Source organism: Erwinia billingiae Eb661 (assembly GCF_000196615.1).
Lineage (GTDB): Bacteria > Pseudomonadota > Gammaproteobacteria > Enterobacterales > Enterobacteriaceae > Erwinia > Erwinia billingiae.
In genome coordinates, this window is sequence record NC_014306.1 from 1,897,028 (window position 1) to 1,914,023 (window position 16,996).

The 16,996-nt window shown below is 54.1% G+C and carries 24 protein-coding genes; 10 read left to right on the top strand and 14 right to left on the bottom strand.

What is annotated here, in order from left to right:
• Nucleotides 1–104: 104 nt before the first annotated feature.
• The 5 genes from purB to rluE form a co-directional block, all read right to left on the bottom strand.
• The gene (purB, locus tag EBC_RS10250; RefSeq protein ID WP_013201713.1) at nucleotides 105–1,475 is read right to left on the bottom strand and encodes an adenylosuccinate lyase; all 1,371 of its coding nucleotides are present in this window, start codon (nucleotides 1,473–1,475) and stop codon (nucleotides 105–107) included.
• A 28-nt stretch (nucleotides 1,476–1,503) separates the two neighbouring features.
• On the bottom strand, nucleotides 1,504–2,148 hold the full coding sequence (hflD, locus tag EBC_RS10255) for a high frequency lysogenization protein HflD (protein ID WP_013201714.1): 645 nt from the start codon (nucleotides 2,146–2,148) through the stop codon (nucleotides 1,504–1,506).
• A 73-nt stretch (nucleotides 2,149–2,221) separates the two neighbouring features.
• Nucleotides 2,222–3,325, bottom strand: a complete 1,104-nt coding sequence (gene mnmA, locus EBC_RS10260) for a tRNA 2-thiouridine(34) synthase MnmA (protein WP_013201715.1) — start codon at nucleotides 3,323–3,325, stop codon at nucleotides 2,222–2,224.
• A gap of 57 nt (nucleotides 3,326–3,382) precedes the next feature.
• Nucleotides 3,383–3,859 carry an NUDIX domain-containing protein gene (locus EBC_RS10265; protein WP_013201716.1) on the bottom strand — a complete coding sequence of 159 codons (477 nt, stop codon included), beginning with the start codon at nucleotides 3,857–3,859 and terminating at the stop codon, nucleotides 3,383–3,385.
• Between the two features lie 33 nt (nucleotides 3,860–3,892).
• Nucleotides 3,893–4,525, bottom strand: coding sequence for a 23S rRNA pseudouridine(2457) synthase RluE (gene rluE / locus EBC_RS10270; RefSeq protein ID WP_013201717.1), 633 nt, complete (start codon nucleotides 4,523–4,525; stop codon nucleotides 3,893–3,895).
• A gap of 132 nt (nucleotides 4,526–4,657) precedes the next feature.
• Between rluE and icd the strand changes: the two genes are divergently transcribed.
• The gene (icd, locus tag EBC_RS10275; protein ID WP_013201718.1) at nucleotides 4,658–5,908 is read left to right on the top strand and encodes an NADP-dependent isocitrate dehydrogenase; all 1,251 of its coding nucleotides are present in this window, start codon (nucleotides 4,658–4,660) and stop codon (nucleotides 5,906–5,908) included.
• A gap of 131 nt (nucleotides 5,909–6,039) precedes the next feature.
• Here the strand turns inward: icd and EBC_RS10280 are convergent, their stop codons facing one another.
• The 3 genes from EBC_RS10280 to EBC_RS10290 all read right to left on the bottom strand — a co-directional run bounded on the left by EBC_RS10280 (nucleotide 6,040) and on the right by EBC_RS10290 (nucleotide 8,089).
• Nucleotides 6,040–6,510 (bottom strand): GNAT family N-acetyltransferase, encoded by a 471-nt coding sequence (locus tag EBC_RS10280; RefSeq protein ID WP_013201719.1) that lies wholly within the window; start codon nucleotides 6,508–6,510, stop codon nucleotides 6,040–6,042.
• Nucleotides 6,510–7,037 carry an AAA family ATPase gene (locus tag EBC_RS10285; RefSeq protein WP_013201720.1) on the bottom strand — a complete coding sequence of 176 codons (528 nt, stop codon included), beginning with the start codon at nucleotides 7,035–7,037 and terminating at the stop codon, nucleotides 6,510–6,512. Before EBC_RS10285 ends, EBC_RS10280 begins: the two co-directional genes overlap by 1 nt.
• Before the next feature lie 221 nt (nucleotides 7,038–7,258).
• Nucleotides 7,259–8,089, bottom strand: coding sequence for an alpha/beta fold hydrolase (locus tag EBC_RS10290; RefSeq protein WP_013201721.1), 831 nt, complete (start codon nucleotides 8,087–8,089; stop codon nucleotides 7,259–7,261).
• 315 nt (nucleotides 8,090–8,404) lie between these two features.
• On the opposite strand from EBC_RS10290, the gene EBC_RS10295 reads away from it, so the two are divergent.
• Together EBC_RS10295 and EBC_RS10300 are read left to right on the top strand one after the other, a co-directional pair.
• Nucleotides 8,405–8,785 (top strand): putative holin, encoded by a 381-nt coding sequence (locus EBC_RS10295; RefSeq protein WP_013201722.1) that lies wholly within the window; start codon nucleotides 8,405–8,407, stop codon nucleotides 8,783–8,785.
• On the top strand, nucleotides 8,772–9,059 hold the full coding sequence (locus EBC_RS10300) for a phage holin family protein (protein ID WP_013201723.1): 288 nt from the start codon (nucleotides 8,772–8,774) through the stop codon (nucleotides 9,057–9,059). Before EBC_RS10295 ends, EBC_RS10300 begins: the two co-directional genes overlap by 14 nt.
• A gap of 8 nt (nucleotides 9,060–9,067) precedes the next feature.
• Here the strand turns inward: EBC_RS10300 and EBC_RS25740 are convergent, their stop codons facing one another.
• Together EBC_RS25740 and EBC_RS10305 are read right to left on the bottom strand one after the other, a co-directional pair.
• Nucleotides 9,068–9,205: a hypothetical protein gene (locus EBC_RS25740; RefSeq protein WP_157868011.1), complete on the bottom strand. Its 138-nt coding sequence runs from the start codon at nucleotides 9,203–9,205 to the stop codon at nucleotides 9,068–9,070.
• A 121-nt stretch (nucleotides 9,206–9,326) separates the two neighbouring features.
• Nucleotides 9,327–10,016 carry an XRE family transcriptional regulator gene (locus tag EBC_RS10305; protein ID WP_013201724.1) on the bottom strand — a complete coding sequence of 230 codons (690 nt, stop codon included), beginning with the start codon at nucleotides 10,014–10,016 and terminating at the stop codon, nucleotides 9,327–9,329.
• A gap of 279 nt (nucleotides 10,017–10,295) precedes the next feature.
• On the opposite strand from EBC_RS10305, the gene EBC_RS10310 reads away from it, so the two are divergent.
• From EBC_RS10310 to EBC_RS10330, 5 genes are all read left to right on the top strand, one after another.
• Nucleotides 10,296–10,763 carry a lysozyme family protein gene (locus tag EBC_RS10310; RefSeq protein ID WP_013201725.1) on the top strand — a complete coding sequence of 156 codons (468 nt, stop codon included), beginning with the start codon at nucleotides 10,296–10,298 and terminating at the stop codon, nucleotides 10,761–10,763.
• A complete protein-coding gene (locus EBC_RS10315) occupies nucleotides 10,760–11,110 on the top strand; it encodes a DUF7940 domain-containing protein (RefSeq protein WP_013201726.1) in 351 nt (116 codons plus the stop codon). The genes EBC_RS10310 and EBC_RS10315 overlap by 4 nt, the downstream gene beginning before the upstream one ends.
• A complete protein-coding gene (locus EBC_RS10320; protein WP_041691969.1) occupies nucleotides 11,107–11,379 on the top strand; it encodes a hypothetical protein in 273 nt (90 codons plus the stop codon). Before EBC_RS10315 ends, EBC_RS10320 begins: the two co-directional genes overlap by 4 nt.
• A 161-nt stretch (nucleotides 11,380–11,540) precedes the next feature.
• The gene (locus EBC_RS10325) at nucleotides 11,541–13,292 is read left to right on the top strand and encodes a glycosyl hydrolase family 28-related protein (RefSeq protein WP_013201728.1); all 1,752 of its coding nucleotides are present in this window, start codon (nucleotides 11,541–11,543) and stop codon (nucleotides 13,290–13,292) included.
• Nucleotides 13,293–13,591: 299 nt separating this feature from the next.
• The gene (locus EBC_RS10330; RefSeq protein ID WP_013201729.1) at nucleotides 13,592–13,789 is read left to right on the top strand and encodes a hypothetical protein; all 198 of its coding nucleotides are present in this window, start codon (nucleotides 13,592–13,594) and stop codon (nucleotides 13,787–13,789) included.
• A 15-nt stretch (nucleotides 13,790–13,804) separates the two neighbouring features.
• Here the strand turns inward: EBC_RS10330 and EBC_RS10335 are convergent, their stop codons facing one another.
• Both EBC_RS10335 and EBC_RS10340 read right to left on the bottom strand, forming a co-directional pair.
• Nucleotides 13,805–14,047, bottom strand: a complete 243-nt coding sequence (locus EBC_RS10335) for a hypothetical protein (protein ID WP_231853687.1) — start codon at nucleotides 14,045–14,047, stop codon at nucleotides 13,805–13,807.
• A gap of 96 nt (nucleotides 14,048–14,143) precedes the next feature.
• Nucleotides 14,144–14,389 (bottom strand): DinI-like family protein, encoded by a 246-nt coding sequence (locus EBC_RS10340; RefSeq protein WP_013201731.1) that lies wholly within the window; start codon nucleotides 14,387–14,389, stop codon nucleotides 14,144–14,146.
• A 205-nt stretch (nucleotides 14,390–14,594) separates the two neighbouring features.
• Here EBC_RS10340 and EBC_RS10345 point away from each other — a divergent pair, with 205 nt between their 5' ends.
• Nucleotides 14,595–14,819, top strand: a complete 225-nt coding sequence (locus EBC_RS10345; RefSeq protein ID WP_013201733.1) for a YgdI/YgdR family lipoprotein — start codon at nucleotides 14,595–14,597, stop codon at nucleotides 14,817–14,819.
• 111 nt (nucleotides 14,820–14,930) lie between these two features.
• Complete coding sequence (locus EBC_RS10350; RefSeq protein WP_041691970.1) at nucleotides 14,931–15,335, top strand: hypothetical protein; 405 nt, start codon at nucleotides 14,931–14,933, stop codon at nucleotides 15,333–15,335.
• A 7-nt stretch (nucleotides 15,336–15,342) separates the two neighbouring features.
• Here EBC_RS10350 and EBC_RS10355 read toward each other — a convergent pair whose 3' ends face one another.
• A complete protein-coding gene (locus EBC_RS10355) occupies nucleotides 15,343–16,005 on the bottom strand; it encodes an MBL fold metallo-hydrolase (protein ID WP_013201735.1) in 663 nt (220 codons plus the stop codon).
• Nucleotides 16,006–16,020: 15 nt separating this feature from the next.
• Nucleotides 16,021–16,941, bottom strand: coding sequence for a muramoyltetrapeptide carboxypeptidase (gene ldcA, locus EBC_RS10360; protein ID WP_013201736.1), 921 nt, complete (start codon nucleotides 16,939–16,941; stop codon nucleotides 16,021–16,023).
• Nucleotides 16,942–16,996: the final 55 nt, after the last annotated feature.

Below are 16,996 nucleotides of genomic sequence, written 5' to 3' on the forward strand. Positions count from 1 at the left end.
TGTTACGGCCCCAGAGCCTTGTTATAAGTCTTTGCAGAGTATAGGTGAAAGCAGATAAACAGCAGGTTAACGCGGGCCGACTAGCGCCGGCCCGCGAGGCAGTATTACTTCAGGTCGTCGACCATCTGAATCGCACGGCCAATGTAGTTAGCCGGGGTCATCAGTTTCAGGCGGGTTTTCTCTTCTTCCGGCAGCGCCAGGCTGTCGATAAACGCTTTCATGCCTGCGGCATCCACACGCTTGCCACGGGTCAGCTCTTTCAGCTTTTCATACGGCTTTTCAATGCCGTAGCGGCGCATCACGGTCTGAATTGGCTCGGCCAGCACTTCCCAGTTGTGATCCAGCTCGTCCAGCAGACGGTCACGGTTCACTTCCAGCTTAGAGATGCCTTTCAGCGTCGACTGATAAGCGATTACCGCATAGCCGACACCCACGCCGAGGTTACGCAGCACGGTGGAGTCAGTCAGGTCGCGCTGCCAGCGTGAAACCGGCAGTTTGCTTGCCAGGTGCTGCATCATGGCATTGGCCAGACCCAGGTTGCCTTCTGAGTTTTCGAAGTCAATCGGGTTAACTTTATGCGGCATTGTGGAAGAACCGATTTCGCCAGCGATGGTTTTCTGCTTGAAATGGTTCAGGGCGATATAACCCCAGACATCACGATCGAAGTCGATCAGGATGGTGTTGAAGCGCGCCATGCAGTCAAACAGCTCGGCAATATAGTCGTGCGGCTCGATCTGCGTGGTGTACGGATTCCAGGTGATGCCCAGGCCGGTGACAAAGCTTTCGCTCAGTTCATGCCAGTCCACTTCCGGGTAAGCGACAATGTGCGCGTTGTAGTTACCGACAGCGCCGTTGATTTTACCCAGCATTTCAATGCGTTCTAGCTGACGAAGCTGACGCTCGAAACGGTAGGCCACGTTCGCCATCTCTTTACCCAGCGTAGACGGCGTGGCCGGCTGACCGTGGGTACGGGAAAGCAGAGGAATATCGCGGTACTGCACGGCCAGGTCTTTCACGGCGGTGATGATCTGGGTCCAGTAAGGCACGATCACTTCACGGCGTGCGGTTTCCAGCATCAGTGCGTGAGACAGGTTGTTGATGTCTTCAGAGGTACAGGCGAAGTGGATGAACTCAGAAACCGCATGCAGCGCGGCGTTTGGCTCCACCTTCTCTTTCAGGAAGTACTCAACCGCTTTCACATCATGGTTGGTGGTGCGTTCGATGGTTTTGATGCGCGCTGCATCTTCCACGCTAAAATTGCTGACAATCGCATCGAGGAAAGCGTTTGCGTCGGCATCAAATGCAGGAACTTCCTTGATCTCTGCGCAGGCGGCCAGTTTCTGTAACCAGCGAACTTCCACTTCCACGCGGAATTTCAGCAGGCCAAATTCGCTGAAAATGCCACGTAACGGGGTGATTTTGTCGCCATAACGGCCATCAACGGGTGAGACGGCAGTCAGAGAGGATAATTCCATCAGTGCAACTCCTGGATCGGTTAACAAATTAGAGTGAAGACTCGGGCATACGGGACAGCATTTGCTTCGCCTCAGCGGCGAGGCGATTACGTGAAAACATTAACTGCAGGCGACCGCCGCCGACCTGGTGCCAGAGTACCGCAGAACGGATGCCGGCAAGCAGGGTGGCGCGGACTTTGCTCTGGATCTGCGCATTCTGCAACACGGCGGGCGAGCCGGTAACCTGAATGCGTGGACCGAGCGGGCTAATCACATCGACATAAATGGCCGCCATGGCGCTCAGCAGCGTGTCGGAATCTAAATCATAGTGCGCCAACTGGCGATCTAACTGGCTGACGCGCTGAGAAAGGTCGTTCAGCGCGGTTTTATTGGCGCTGAGCTTACGCTCAAGCACCATCATACTCAGCGTATAGCGGGTCAGTTCGGCACCGGCACCGTGGCGGCTGCTGCTGTTTAACACCGCCAGCAGCGACTCAAGACCGAAGCGCAGATTCGCTTCATCATTACCATAAATCGCCAGCGTGGAGGCCGGGTTAAGATCGACCACGCTTTGCAGCGAGGTTTTCAGCGGCTCTGCCGGACAATGGCCCTGATGCGCCAGTTGCTGGACCAGATGAGCAGACTGGCAGATGCCCGCGAGGGCCAGCGTAATATCGTAATAATTCTTCGCCACGGTAACTCCTGTAAATCCCCTTGTTCAGGGGTTACGCCAGTATGCTGATATCATTCTCAGGGGCAGCGTGCGCTTAAAGCAGCGGCATGCGTGCTTCGATAATCCCACCACCCAGGCAGATTTCATCAAGGTAAAACACCGCAGACTGGCCCGGTGTGACAGCGGCAACCGGCTCGTCGAAGCGGACTTCAATCCGATCTTCGCCTAATGGCGTCACGGTGCAAGGAATATCGGCCTGGCGGTAACGGGTTTTGACCGTGCAACGCAACGGCGCCGTGAGGATTTCACGGTCCACCCAGTGCAGCTGTTGTGCCACCAGGCCAACAGACATCAGGCGCGGATGTTCATGGCCCTGTGCCACCACCAGGATGTTATTGGCGACATCTTTATCGACCACGTACCAGGGTTCTTCGCTGCCGGCTTTGGTGCCGCCAATACCCAAACCTTTACGCTGACCCAACGTATGGTACATCAGGCCCTGATGTTCACCGACCACTTCTCCTTCGGCATTTAAAATCGGACCTGGCTGAGCCGGTAAGTAGCGGCCCAGGAAGTCACGGAATTTGCGCTCGCCGATAAAGCAGATGCCGGTCGAATCTTTCTTCTTAGCGGTGATCAGCTCAAGCTCTTCGGCAATGCGGCGCACGTCCGGTTTCGCCAGTTCGCCAACCGGGAACAGGCTCTGCGCGATCTGCTCGTGGCCAAGGGTGTAGAGGAAGTAGCTCTGGTCTTTATTATCGTCCAGCCCGCGTAGCAGGCGGCTTTTGCCATCAACATCCTGGCGACGAACATAGTGACCGGTGGCGATAAAGTCGGCGCCCAAATCTTCGGCGGCAAACTCGAGGAAGGCTTTGAATTTGATCTCTTTGTTGCAGAGAATATCCGGGTTAGGCGTGCGTCCGGCTTTGTACTCTTCCAGGAAGTGCTCAAAGACGTTATCCCAGTACTCGGCAGCAAAGTTTACCGTATGCAGGTAGATACCTAATTTGTCGCAGACCGCCTGCGCATCGGCCAAATCTTCCGCGGCGGTACAGTATTCCTCACCGTCGTCCTCTTCCCAGTTTTTCATAAACAGGCCTTCAACCTGATAGCCCTGCTGTTGCAGTAACCAGGCGGAAACCGAGGAGTCAACACCGCCGGACATACCGACGATCACTTTTTTCTGGCTTAGAGACATGAGAAATACCCGACTTTAGTGGCAGTTAAAGGCTGCCCTGTAAAATTGCGGCATATTCTACCACGCGTCTGCCGCGGGCGCATCCTCGCTAAATGGCCACTGAAACGCGCTTAGCACCTCCAGTGGATAGCGCGGCCCTTGCTGATAAATCCGGATACTTTCCGCAACCAGCGGAGAACGGAGCTTTTTCGCGTTGAGGATCTCGTCCGGTGGCAGCCACCAGCAGCGATCGATATCGCGATCCTGCGGGTAAGTCGGCAGCACGTTCGGTAAATCCAGCGCGAACAGAAAGCGTAAAAACGGCGTATTATCCGGCGCGATCCATTGATGCAGGCGCAAAAACGCCTGCGGAACGCCTTCCAGCCCCGTCTCTTCATACAGCTCGCGCACCGCGGCCTGCAGCAGGGTTTCATTAGCTTCCAGATGACCGGCAGGCTGATTCCAGGTCGCGCGTCCTCTTACCATCTCTTCCACCACTAAAAATTGCCCTTCGGCTTGCACAACGGTGGCCACGGTGACGTGGGGTTTGAACATGGCTGACTCCTTGCTGGTAATGGCTTAAGTGGCTCAAAGAGGAAATTCGGCGGTGACGTCTCGCCATTCGCCCGGCGGTAAATCCTGCAGCATCTGCGTGCCCATCGCAAAACGAATTAAGCGCAGGGTAGGGAAGCCAATCTGCGCGGTCATCCTTCTGACCTGGCGATTACGCCCTTCGTATAAGGTGATCTTTAACCAGCTGGTGGGAATGGCTTTTCGCTCGCGGATCGGTGGATTACGCGGCCATAACCACTCCGGTTCGGCCACTAACTCTGCGCCGGCGGGCAGGGTCGGGCCATCTTTCAGATTAACGCCATCCCGCAGCGCCTGAATATGGCTGATATCGGGGATGCCTTCCACCTGAACATAGTAAATTTTCCCGGTGCGTTTTCCGGGCTGAGTCAGCGTGGCCTGCAGCGCGCCGTCGTTGGTCAGCACCATCAGCCCTTCGCTGTCGCGGTCCAGGCGTCCTGCGGCGTAAACACCGGCCACCGGGATGAAATCCTTCAACGTACTTCGTCCCGCTTCATCGCTGAACTGGGGCAGCACATCAAAAGGTTTGTTAAAAATAATGACACGGCGTGGACCTTTATCGACCTGACGGGCGCTAGAGGACGGGCTGAATCGTTTAACGCGGTGATTCTTAACGGAAGATTTTCGCATATGCTTTGCACTTTAAAACCATGAGCGCATTATACCGCAATCCGGAGATGATTGGCGCGACGTGAATATTCAAGTAGTATTGACGCGCATCTTACAAATCATTAACAAAAAAAGCGCTCGAAGGAGAGGTTAATGGAAAGCAAAGTAGTTGTTCCGGCGGAAGGTCAGAAAATCACCCTGGCGAATGGAAAACTGAACGTACCTAACAACCCTATCATCCCTTTCATTGAAGGTGACGGTATCGGTGTGGACGTTTCTCCAGTGATGATCAAAGTTGTCGATGCCGCTGTGCAGAAAGCTTATAACGGTGAGCGTAAAATTTCCTGGATGGAAATTTACACCGGTGAAAAATCGGTAGAGCTCTACGGCCCGGACGTTTGGTTGCCAGAAGAGACGCTGGACCTGATCAAAGAGTACCGCGTGGCGATCAAAGGCCCACTGACCACCCCAGTCGGCGGCGGTATTCGTTCCCTGAACGTGGCTCTGCGCCAGCAGCTTGATCTCTACATCTGCCTGCGTCCGGTGCGTTATTACACCGGCACACCAAGTCCGGTTAAGCGTCCAGAAGAGACCGATATGGTCATCTTCCGTGAGAACTCCGAAGATATCTATGCGGGTATCGAGTGGAAAGCCGGTTCTGCAGAAGCGGATAAAGTGATCAAGTTCCTGCGTGATGAAATGGGCGTGAAGAAAATTCGCTTCCCAGAGCAGTGCGGTATCGGCGTTAAGCCGTGTTCAGAAGAAGGCACCAAACGCCTTGTTCGCGCTGCCATCGAATACGCAATCACCAACGATCGTGACTCGCTGACGCTGGTTCACAAAGGCAACATCATGAAGTTCACCGAAGGTGCCTTCAAGGATTGGGGCTATCAGCTGGTGAAGGAAGAGTTTGGCGGTGAGCTGATCGACGGCGGCCCGTGGATGAAGATCAAGAATCCGAACACTGGCAAAGAGATCGTTGTAAAAGACGTGATCGCCGATGCGTTCCTGCAGCAGATCCTGCTGCGTCCGGCTGAGTATGACGTTATTGCCTGTATGAACCTGAACGGTGACTACATCTCCGACGCCCTGGCGGCGCAGGTTGGCGGTATCGGTATTGCGCCTGGTGCAAACATCGGTGACGAGTGTGCACTGTTCGAAGCGACCCACGGCACCGCACCTAAGTACGCTGGTCAGGATAAAGTGAACCCAGGTTCAGTGATCCTGTCCGCAGAAATGATGCTGCGTCATATGGAATGGTTCGAAGCCGCAGACCTGATCGTTAAAGGCATGGAAGGCGCAATCGCTGCCAAAACCGTGACCTATGACTTTGAGCGTCTGATGGATGGCGCTAAGCTGCTGAAATCTTCAGAGTTTGGCGACGCAATGATCAAACACATGTAAGTGTGTTTGCTGCGATAAGAGGAGCCTTAGGGCTCCTTTTTTTTCGTCCACAGAAAGGAGCGGGGTAAATCCTCCCAGCGTCGCCACAAAGGGTTCATTAAGGTCAAACTGACGATATTTCCCTAAAGGCATCATATGTTGATCACCATATCAATGCAGGGCAGAGCGCCCGCGCTGGCCGAGTGATAGACGGTTTCTTTAACTAATGTGAATCCCTGTTTTTGATAGAAGCTCAGGGCGTTTGGTGTGGAAGAGAGCGTCAATTTCCTGATGCCACGCTTTATGGCCTCCTGCTTTAAGGCGGTGACGATCGCCGCTGCATAACCTTTTCCCCAATACGCCGGCAGGGTGAAGATGGCTTCGATGCTGTTTTCTGCCAGGTCCAAAAAGCCGGTCGCCACGGGGAAGCTCTTCGAAGGATCATCGATGACAAAGAAGGGGTTGTTGAGCACCGCCTGACGATATCCTTCTGGCATCTGTTCTGGTGTCCAGGCCCGCAATGCTTCGGCAGAATAGACACCCTTACATCCTGCGCGCAGTGCCTGATTACGTATATTCCACAACTGTTCAACCTCTTCAACAGCAGCGAGTCTGACGGCCATTACTCTTCTCCTTCATCTTCAGACGAATGCACTATCACCCTAAACCCTTCGTCAGCCTGCGGCGCTTCAAAGTAGCGGCTAATCAGCTCGAACTGCGCGTCGGTTGCGGCGAAGTCATGGTTTCCGCCAGCGTTTCTGGCCTGCAGGCGCGCCTTACAGCGGGTGTCAGCGACATCGAGGTAATGCAGTTGCGGTAGTGCAGAGGCGGATTCGGCAATTTCCCGCATCCATTTGCGTAGCGACAGCGTATTGGCCGGGAAATCCAGCACCACGGAAAGGCCCGATTCCAGCAGCGCGATCAGATGGGGTGTCATCGCCGCACGCAGCTTAGCCGAACAGCGGACATAATCTGCCACGCTGTTCATTTCATCGCGGTACAACGCCGCCAGCCAGCGATCTTCAGAAATGAGTAGCGTAGCGGGCGCCTCAGCCAGTTGACTCGCCAGGGTCGATTTGCCGGAAGCAATTTTCCCGCACAGCAAATGCAGGGTGGGGGAGGAAGCGTTTGGAAGGGAACCGGTAGACATTTTTAACCTCGCTGTATGTAACCAGACAAGGCGCCCGCCTTATCTGGCGGGTATCGACTGAAAGACGAACGTTATCCCACCGGAATTACGGGTGTAATAATCATCATCTGGGTGGTAGAGGAATCAGGGTGCATGGTTTAAAAACTAGCAGAAGGCAGGGGGTGAAGTCTATCGCCGCGATCTGCACAGCAAAAAGGGGGCATCCCGCCCCGCAGGCGCGATCAGCTTTTAATAAAGTTGAGCAAATCCTCATCCACCTGATCTTTATGGGTACTGCACAATCCGTGCGGCGCACCCGGATAGACTTTTACCGTTGGGTTTGGCAAAAGCTTGATGGCCGCTTCACTGGACGACTTCGGCGGCACAATCTGATCGTCGTCGCCGTATAGCACCAGCGTTGGGATGGTCATCTTCTTCAGGTCTTCCCGTTGATCCGTTTCGGAGAAGGCCGCCACACAGTCATATAACGATTTAAGCGATCCCTGCATTCCCTGCAGCCAGAAGCTGTCGCGCAATCCCTGTGAGGACTGCGCAGAGTCGCGGTTAAAACCATAAAAGGCAGTGGGGAAGTCCTTAAACAGTGAGGATCGATCCTTCAGCAAGCCCTCGCGGATCCCGTCGAACACCGTTTTGGGTAAACCGTCCGGGTTAAAATCGGTCTTAACCATAATCGGCGGCACCGCACCAATCAGTGCCGCTTTTGCCACGCGTGAGATGCCGTGACGGCCGATATAGCGGGCCACTTCGCCTCCGCCGGTAGAGTGGCCGATATGCACCGCATCCTGTAAATCCAGCGCGGCGGTCAGTTCAGCCAAATCGTCAGCGTATTGGTCCATATTGTTGCCGTCCCAGGGTTGGGAAGAGCGGCCGTGTCCCCGACGGTCATGGGCGATCACCCGATAACCGTGCGAAGCCAGGAAAAACATCTGATCTTCAAACGCATCCCCGGACAAAGGCCAGCCGTGGCTGAACACTATCGGCTGGCCTTTGCCCCAGTCTTTATAGTAAAGGCTTGTCCCATCTTTAAGTTTTAGATAGCTACCTGATGACATTATTTCACTCCTCACACAATTAACTGATTGATTGGGAATAACATTACCTGTGGCAGGTCGGGCTGTTAAAGGCTAGTTCATAGCCTTGAAGTTGTCGCATCGCGCACGGTGAATTCGCCGGAGTTGAAGGAAAACAACGGCATAATCAGCGCCAAAAAATAATGAATTAAAGTGCTCACGCGTACGCATTAAGCGATCTAAGGTATTACTATCAGCAGCAACAGCGCAGACAAACGAATTTTTGGAACCCTGGCCCCGGCCGGGGTTTTTTGTTGCTCAAATCCTTGAGAAGACGCTGTAGCAAAAGGGGGCATTATGGTCGGGAACTTACTCGCCGTTAGCGCAGGCGCGGCATCTTCAGCAGGTTCATTGTTGTCCGGTCCGATGGCCGGCATCAATTATGGGGTGTTATTCGGTGCCTTTGCGGGGGCTGTTTATTATGTTGCCAGCGCCGTCGATCTCAGACTGATTGTGCGTGCAGCCTATTTCCTTGTCTCGTGGATTGTGGGGGTGTTTGGCTCAGGGCTGGCAGGTGCCAAGCTGGAACAGTTATCGGGCTATACCGACCGTCCGCTGGATGGGCTGGGAGCCATATTACTTTCCGCCGTGGCAATCAAAACCTTAACCTTATTCAGTGAGCATGATCCGGTCAGCTGGCTGGCACGCCTTAAAGGAGGTTTCCATGGTAACAAATGATCCTCTGGTACTCACCAACGTCGTCACCGCCACCGCCATTGCGCTGCGGCTCATGATGTTTCGCAAACCGGGCGCCCACCACCAATGGTGGGCATCGTGGCTGGCTTACTTAATTGTGCTGTCCTACGCCTCGATTCCTTTCCGCTATTTCTTTGATGCTTACGCCCATGCCAGCTGGGCGTCGGTGATGGTTAACCTGATTTTTGCCGCAGCCGTCTTTCGGGCGAAAGGCAATGTGGCGCTGATTTTTGCCGTGCTGCGACCACAGAAATAGGTTAACCGTCACTCTTTCACCCCTGGCGGCAACGCCAGGGCTTTATCAATCCGGCGGTTACTGCCGGTCAGGGCTTTAGTGAGCTGGCGATCCAGTTTTTTGCAGGCCTCGCGATAGCGTAGGGCCCGGCGTTGTCGTGAGTTCATCAGTGCACCTCGTTAAGGAGAGTATCGGTAAACTAACCTTAGAAGGGGTTTTTATATGCGTCAAACGCATTAAATAGCGGGGAAGGAAACAAAACCCGCCGGAAGCGGGTTGCACAGAGACTTAGCCATGGCGGCGGAACTGTTGCGACTGGCTGAGCATTACCCGGCCGGCCACATGCAGCATCGCCATCTCCTCAGCGGAAATCGTCCACTCTTTATAGCGGGGGTTATCGGAAATGACATACAGTTCTGACTTCACTTTTTGCAGGCGTTTTACGAACATATCGCCATTGAAATCAAAAACGTAAATCCCATCACCATCGAAGAAGGGGACGCTGACGTCGACAAAAATCAGATCGCCAGGTTCAATGGTTCCTTCCATGCTGTCGCCCCGGACGTTTATCAATTTAACAATGGCCTCAGGTTTATTGCCAAAAATAACGCTGGCTTCCTTCCGCACATATTCAATAGATCTAATGACCTGAACCACTTCTCTGGCCGGTGAACCCTCACCCGCACTGGCAGAAACATCAAGGACGTCAACACGATACACATCATCTCTCCCCATTTCGGTTAACGAAGATACACTGTATAAATCACCAGTATTCTTCAGCTCTCCTGATGAGAATAGCGCAGAAATCGGCACTGCGAGTGCATCCGCCAATTTTTGTAGCAACGCATCGCTGTATCCCTGCACCCCGCGTTCCAGTCTGGACAGGTTCCCGACATCACTTCCTACCTGCATTGCTAACGCGTTTAGCGTCATCTTCTTCGCTTTGCGAAGCTGTCTGATTCTTTCTCCGGGTTTCATTAAGCGTTCACACCTTTTTTATGCGTTTTACACAAATCGCCTTGCGCAATAAAATACTGCCTACTAATATGCGTATAGCGCATTAAGTAACGTCTCCACGCAACATCTGAAGCCGTTACGCTCTTTACACAATCTGGCCGCGCCGATACAGGTGCCTGTAAACCTCGCATTTAACCTGCCTGTCGAACATTTTTCCACAGGTGAAAAATGATTCCTACGCATTTTTCAGCCAGCCTTGCTGTCTGATACTCATTTTTTGCGTCAAGAGGAGTATTTACCATGAGTCAGATAGTTTCCATCCTAAAGTATGAAGAAGGGTATCGCGACGTTCCCTTTATAGACACCCTGGGCTATCCCACCGTGGCCGCAGGGATCAAAATCGGTCCAAAAGGCGCGGCCCTGACCAGCTATATCTTCAAAGTGCCGGCGCCGGTCGGTGAGCTGTGGATGCAGATGTTGGTCGAGAGCAAAATTTTTGAGCTAAAGCAGCGCCCACTGCTTGCCGATGCGCTTCGCCAGTGCAATGAGGCGCGGGCCGACATCCTTTACAGCATGGCCTATCAAATGGGGGTGGAAGGGCTGTCGGGATTCAAAGAGAGCCTGAAAGCGATGTCACGCGGCGACTTTTCCTCTGCGGCGGACGGCATGCTGAACAGCCTCTGGGCCAGGCAGACGCCGGCCCGGGCGAAACGTCATGCTGCGGTGATGCGCAGCGGCACCTACGACTGCTATCGGGGGTTGCTATGAAATTCGCCCTCTATCTCTGCGCCATCCTGATGACCATTCTGCTGCTGTTAACGATCCGCAAGTACAGCTCGGTTGAGTTTGTGCATCATGCCAGGCTGCTGTTCAAAACCTGGTCGGTGTGGCTGGCTTCAGCCGGATCGGTGATCAGCGCCTGGGTGCAATCCTTTCCTGATTCCGCGATGCGCGCCTGGCAGCTGTTACCGCCCGATGCCAAAAGCGTTATTCCCCCCAACTACCTCGGCATGATTGGGGCATTTATGGTGGCGATGGCGGTGATGGCGCAGTTTGTCCGCCAGCGGCCGTTAGCGACTGAACGAGAGAAACTCGATTGCGGAGAACACACATGAATCGTCTGCAACTACTGGGGGCGGGATGGCGTTTGCTGTCCGGCCTCCGCACCCCGAAGCAAAATGAGGACATTATCATGACTGATACCACCACGATCCCCGAAGAGAGCAACGGCCCGTTAAGCAGCAATACCCAAACTCGCCAGGTCACGGTAATCACCAATGACGTGGTGCTGGAAAAAGTCGGCGAGTTGCTGAGCTCGGTCGGGCACAACATCGATGAGTACGCCGAAATCGTCGCGCTGGCCAAGAAGCTGGTAACAAAATAGCGTTACCGGCACTGAATCCCTTTTATCTCCAGGCGGCCTGGCCGAAATCATTCTAATACCCTGCAACGTAACGTCCCATCTCCATCTCAATCTCCATCTCAATCTCCATCCTGCCCGTCACGGGCATCTCACTGTACGTAACCATCCATCCGGAGGTCTTTATGATCGAAGTAAACTGCTTTGCTGATTTGCGAACCACTGCGCCAACGAAAGCCGGTGATATTGCGGCACTCAAACGCTACTACGACAAGGATTCCAGTTTTCATGGCGGCGGCGACTTTGTCGGCTTCCTCGGCACCACCACGCTGAGCGATGACGGCGGCTCGATGGCGAAGGGCAGCACCTTCTACTGGAAGCGCATCATTAATGACACCGAACAGGTGAATTTGTACCATTTTGGCGCGAAAGGTGACGGCGTCACCGACGATACCGACGCCTTTAAGCGGATGTTTAGCTGGTCGCAAGGCTATGATGTTAATGCAAAAGATATTGGCGTGCGTTTCCCGGCAGGCAAGTTTTTAATCTCGCCTGTCGACCTCAGCGCCAGCGAAATCCCGTGTTTCGCTTTGTACGGTGACGACGCGCCGTATGGCGTCACGCCCAGAACGGTGATTAACTCTGACAAATCGATCAACACGGTGTTCAAGGTGAATGCCCGCCGGACCATCATTCGCGGCATCAGCTGGAACGGCCAGGCCACGGCGGATACGGCCAGCAATACCGGGGCGATCACCGCGGACATGCTGTCCAACGTGCAGCCGTTCTTTGAGAACACCACCATTGAAGGGGAGTTCGTTAATATCCGCTGCTTCCGCGTGCAGTATAACGGCGGCACGGCGGTGAAACTGCTGGATACCCTCGACACGCGATTCGATCAAATCTATTCGCAAAATACCTATGCCCGGGTCTTTGACGTCAGCTGGTCTAACTCGCCAAACGGCGTCTGGGATCACTCGACCGCCATTGAGCTGTCGAATGCCAACTTCCAGTACGGTTATGGCGATGCCACGCTGAAGATGCCGCGATTAACCCAGGGGCTGATCCGCAACGTCTGGGTTGAACATACCCGCTTCCCCGGTGATTTAAGCAACGGCCAGTGGATTATCGATGCCCTGAGCCTGGAGGATTGCGCCAATCCGCTGCTGTTGAATAACAGCCGGGTGCTGCTGCGTCAGCTCAGCCTGCAGGCCGGTGCGACGGTCAATCTGGACAATACCTCCGATCGCTGGCTGTCAGGCTATGAGAGCGGCTGGCGTCGTGATGAAAACTTTGGCACCACCATGACCGGATCGATGAAAGCCGGCTGGTACAGCGGCTATAAGCTCAGTAACACCTCGGACACCGATAAATGGTATCGCATCGGCAAATTTGTCTTCCCGAAAGCCAATCAGCAGTGGACGCTGGAGATGGTCAGCAAACAGTCGACGGCCAATCCTTCCGGCACCGCGGCCAGCCCGCTGCAAACCATCTCCTCGGGCGTCACCTACCTGAATCTGCAGCGCTGCGTCAGCTCGGTGTGGGCCGATATGTTCCATCGCGGCACCACGGCGGTGGTTGACGTCAAGTATGCGCGCAGCTATCAGAATATCGTCGAGGTTTGGGTGAAGCTGAAAGCGGGCAGTGGCGACACCATGTTTAACGTGCGATCGACCGGGCCAACGCGGTTTGAAGCCGGGGAGTGTTCCTTATTTACACCGGATCTGTCGGAGGTTACCGATCTGACCACCGTCGGCACCGTCACGCCCAACGCGCGCTTAAGTTTCCACAACGGCCTGGCGGGCATCGGCGCCAATGAAAATGGGGTCGTGACCTTAGCGACAACGGAGGCGGCATCCCCGGTCAGCGCGGCCCCGGTGGGGTATATCACCCTTAACGTTAACGGGATAGATCGTAAATTCCCTTACTTCAGCTGAATAGTAGCTTGCTAACGAAAACCGCCTGCTAAGGGCGGTTTTTTTTCGTCTGAGGATTTTAAGCGAACTTTTACAGCTAAAGGGCTGGTAGTCAGTGGCAAAGGGTGAAATAGTGCTGATTCATCACCAGGATTAATCTGTTTTTTGCCGTGATTTTTTCTGATTTGGGCGGATAAAACGCCTTTTTGGTCAAAAAAGCGTAAAAAACGGACGTTTTTACACTCCGGCAGAAATCGGGGGTTGAGATGGCGGAGTGTTGATCCGTAAAATAGGGCCAAAACGCAAATCAGGAGAATTCTGTGTCAGAAGCTGCTTCAATCGAAGATAACCCCAACCGACTGGAAGAAGCGAAAAACATCGCTTTGGGCTGGCGTATTGTTGGCAATATCGAACCGCAGACGCTTGAAGATGCCATTCAAATGCTGCGCGACAGTGCGGCCCATGCCGCGAAAGTTTACGAATTGTTGTATGCGGAAATTGCTCAACGGGCGAAATAGTCCGGCGACTGCGTATTATGCCGTCTGTGCCAGACCCGGAGAGCGAGAGTCACGCCACGCCTCCCAGCATCTTGCAGGATCGATATCACGGTATCCTCGTGACGGATCCATCCCCCGGACAAGGTTGTCCGGCACGGAAATGCAGGTGGCATTATCACGAATTTGTTCCACTTCCTGCTGCGTCAACCCACTGCCTTTTTGCTTTTCAGCGTTCACCAGTAAACTGACCAGTGACGGAATATAAAGTACTGCCATCATCGCATTCCCAATCGTTATGCCCTGGGAACATCTTCGGCTCAGCGGGTGAAAACTTTAGCGATGGACGCGCACAGTGTGAAAAATGCCCACCGTCGTTTAAAATTCTTCTGACACCAGCCACTGATCGGCTTCATCGAACATCTCTTCAATGATCCGCAGCATCACCGACTTGTCACTCTTACTGGCATCGGTTTTCACGCCATTAGCCTGCATCGGTTTTACCTTCACTTCGGCAGCCGGGAAAACGCGTTGAATACGCTTCTCCAGCTCGTTCAGAATCAGTTCCTGCGCATTGGGCAATCCGGCAACGTTGCGCTTATCGTAAGTCAGTTCTACAAACATGGGGTTATCCTGGTTATAAATGCTGGATAAAAATACAGTTAATGTCCGCAACCTTCAATGAAAATTTGCCCTCCAGGAATAAACTGAAAAATGGCCTCGCGCCGCCAATCTGTGAAGCAAACGGAATTCTCCGCAACATTCATCAAATTAACGAAAATCACCAGGCTACACTGCACAGTGTTGAATCCAATGAAGGAAACCTAAAATGAAAAAATTAGCTTGTGCACTGACCTTACTCGCTGGCGGATTGCTGCTGGCAGGCTGTTCCAGCGACCATGTTCTGCAGATGAAGGATGGCAGCACCGTGGTGGTCCAGGGGAAACCTGAAGTCGATAAAGCCACCGGCATGGTGATGTATACCGATGAAAATGGTAAGCAGCAGGCGGTGAATCAGGATCAGATCAAAGAGATGAACTCGCTGAATAATTAATCTCGGCCGGGGATTTAGTAACACTTAAGGCAAACGTGGGTAGCGTCCTGTGGTAGGCTTTCTGACATATAGTCAATGAAATCAGAGAGAATCGCCCGGAGACCGCTGCCCATGTTCCGCACTATCGCCACTGGATGTTTGCTCGTCTGTGCCACCTTTGCTGCACAGGCTAACAACGACACGCCGCCACTCAACACCGAATTTCAGATTACCTGCCCAGGCCGCCCCACGATGACCGTCACCCAGGCGCAATATGGCCTGACCACCCTTATGTGGCCGGGCGATAATTTCCAGATTGCGGCGGGTAATCAGCGTTCCAAAACGGATAACGGGGTAAAGGTGTCGATCGTGCTGTTCCGCAATGGCGATCAGATGGTGGTGAACACCTCAGACGACGACACCTTCTTCTCCTACAGCGGCGTACAAAAGCTGGTGCCCTGTAGCCGCAGTAGCGAGCGTGAAAACAGCGCGGTCGATCTGCAACGTACCGATTCGTCCGGCAACGTTGCCTCCTGATCGCCGGCTAGTCAGGCAGCCGTTGGCGCAGATCCAGCGGCGAACTCTCCGCCTCATCCAGCAACGCCAGCCATTCGCGCATCGTCACTTCCTGCCACGACAAATGACCGGCGGTAGTGCCCATCAACACCACGTCGGGCCTCAGCGCCCGATAGAACTCAATCGACTTTTTCAAATCCGCTTCGTTGCTTTCCGGCACCAACACCGTCACCCAGCGATCGTGTGACATGGTGATGGTGTCGCCAACAAACAGATAGGTTTTGCCAAAGGGTGAGGCATACAGATAGCTGGTGCTGCCCGGCGTATGACCCGGCGTGGGAACCACGTGAAAGCTGCCACAGTGCAGCTCAGCCTGATTGAAGGTGTCGTCAGCTTCGACATACGGGCTGATCGCGCCCAGCGCCTTATTATGACAATACAAGGCCGCGTTAAAGCGCGTTTGCAGTAAACGGGCACCCGGCCCGGCTTCATGGGAGTGGGTCAGATAATGGCGGATAATCCCGCCCAAATCTTCAATCGCCTGATGGTCGTTCAGATTCTCCACGCGGGAAATCAGTAAGTTTCCCCGCGTATGCTGCAGCAAAAATCCATGCATCATCAGTTCCGGCTCATGCTCACTGGCCGGAAACTCCGGGGTTGAAACCCAGAGATCCTCGTACAACTGCTTCATGGGCGCTCCGGATGGTTAACGAAGCGTAGGGTGCCCTGATAGCGTCAGCGTGCTGCTTGAACCCTTGACCTGTAAATGTCCCTGCGCGCCTAACGGAAGCGTCACGGTATTCCAGTGATGGCCAAATTCAAGACCGGTAACCAGCGGTACGCCCGTTACCTGACGAATCAGCGTCCAGACGCTGTCGAAGTCATAGCCATTGTCATAATCGGTGAGTGTCGCGCCGGTAAAGCTGCCGGTCACAATTGCCTTCTGTCGTGGCAGGATGCCGCTCTGTGCCAGCTGAAGAAGCATTCTCTCCACGCGGAAAGGGTGCTCATTCACATCCTCGATCACCAGAATGCCGTCTTCAATCTCCGGCAGCCAGGGTGTGCCCATCATCGAGGCAATCATCGCCAGATTACCGCCCCAGACGGTGCCCTGTACGTCGATATCCTGCGGCTGCGTTTCCCAGCTAAGGGTTAATTTAGGCGAAGTCAGCGCGCGCCAAAAGTGGTCAACGGTGAAATCAGATAAAACCTCAGCGCCAAAATTGCCGGTCAGCATCGGGCCACTGAAGGAAATGGCACCCTGTTTCAGCAGCGGAAGCTGGATAGCGGTGAAGTCGCTGTGGCCACACAGCGCCACCGGCTGGTCTTTCAGGCGGGCAGCGACAGCGGCAAAATCAATCTGCGGCAGCAGCCGGGTCGCGCCATAACCGCCACGCACCGCCAGCAGGATATCCGGCAGATCCTCCATCTGCGCCAGACCGTTTATATCCTGCAAACGTTCGGCATCATCCCCCGCAAAGCGCTGGTGACGGCGGGCTATCACCTCGGTATTCACCACGTGATGCCCTTGATCCTGCAGCCGTTTTACCGCCAGCTGCGCGGCCGGCTGATTATGGCAATAGCCAGAAGGAGCAATCAGATGAAAAGTGCGCGGAGTAACGGACATAATGTTCACTTTAATCCTCGGTGCGGCGAAAGATCGGCCGCATTTCAACGGCATT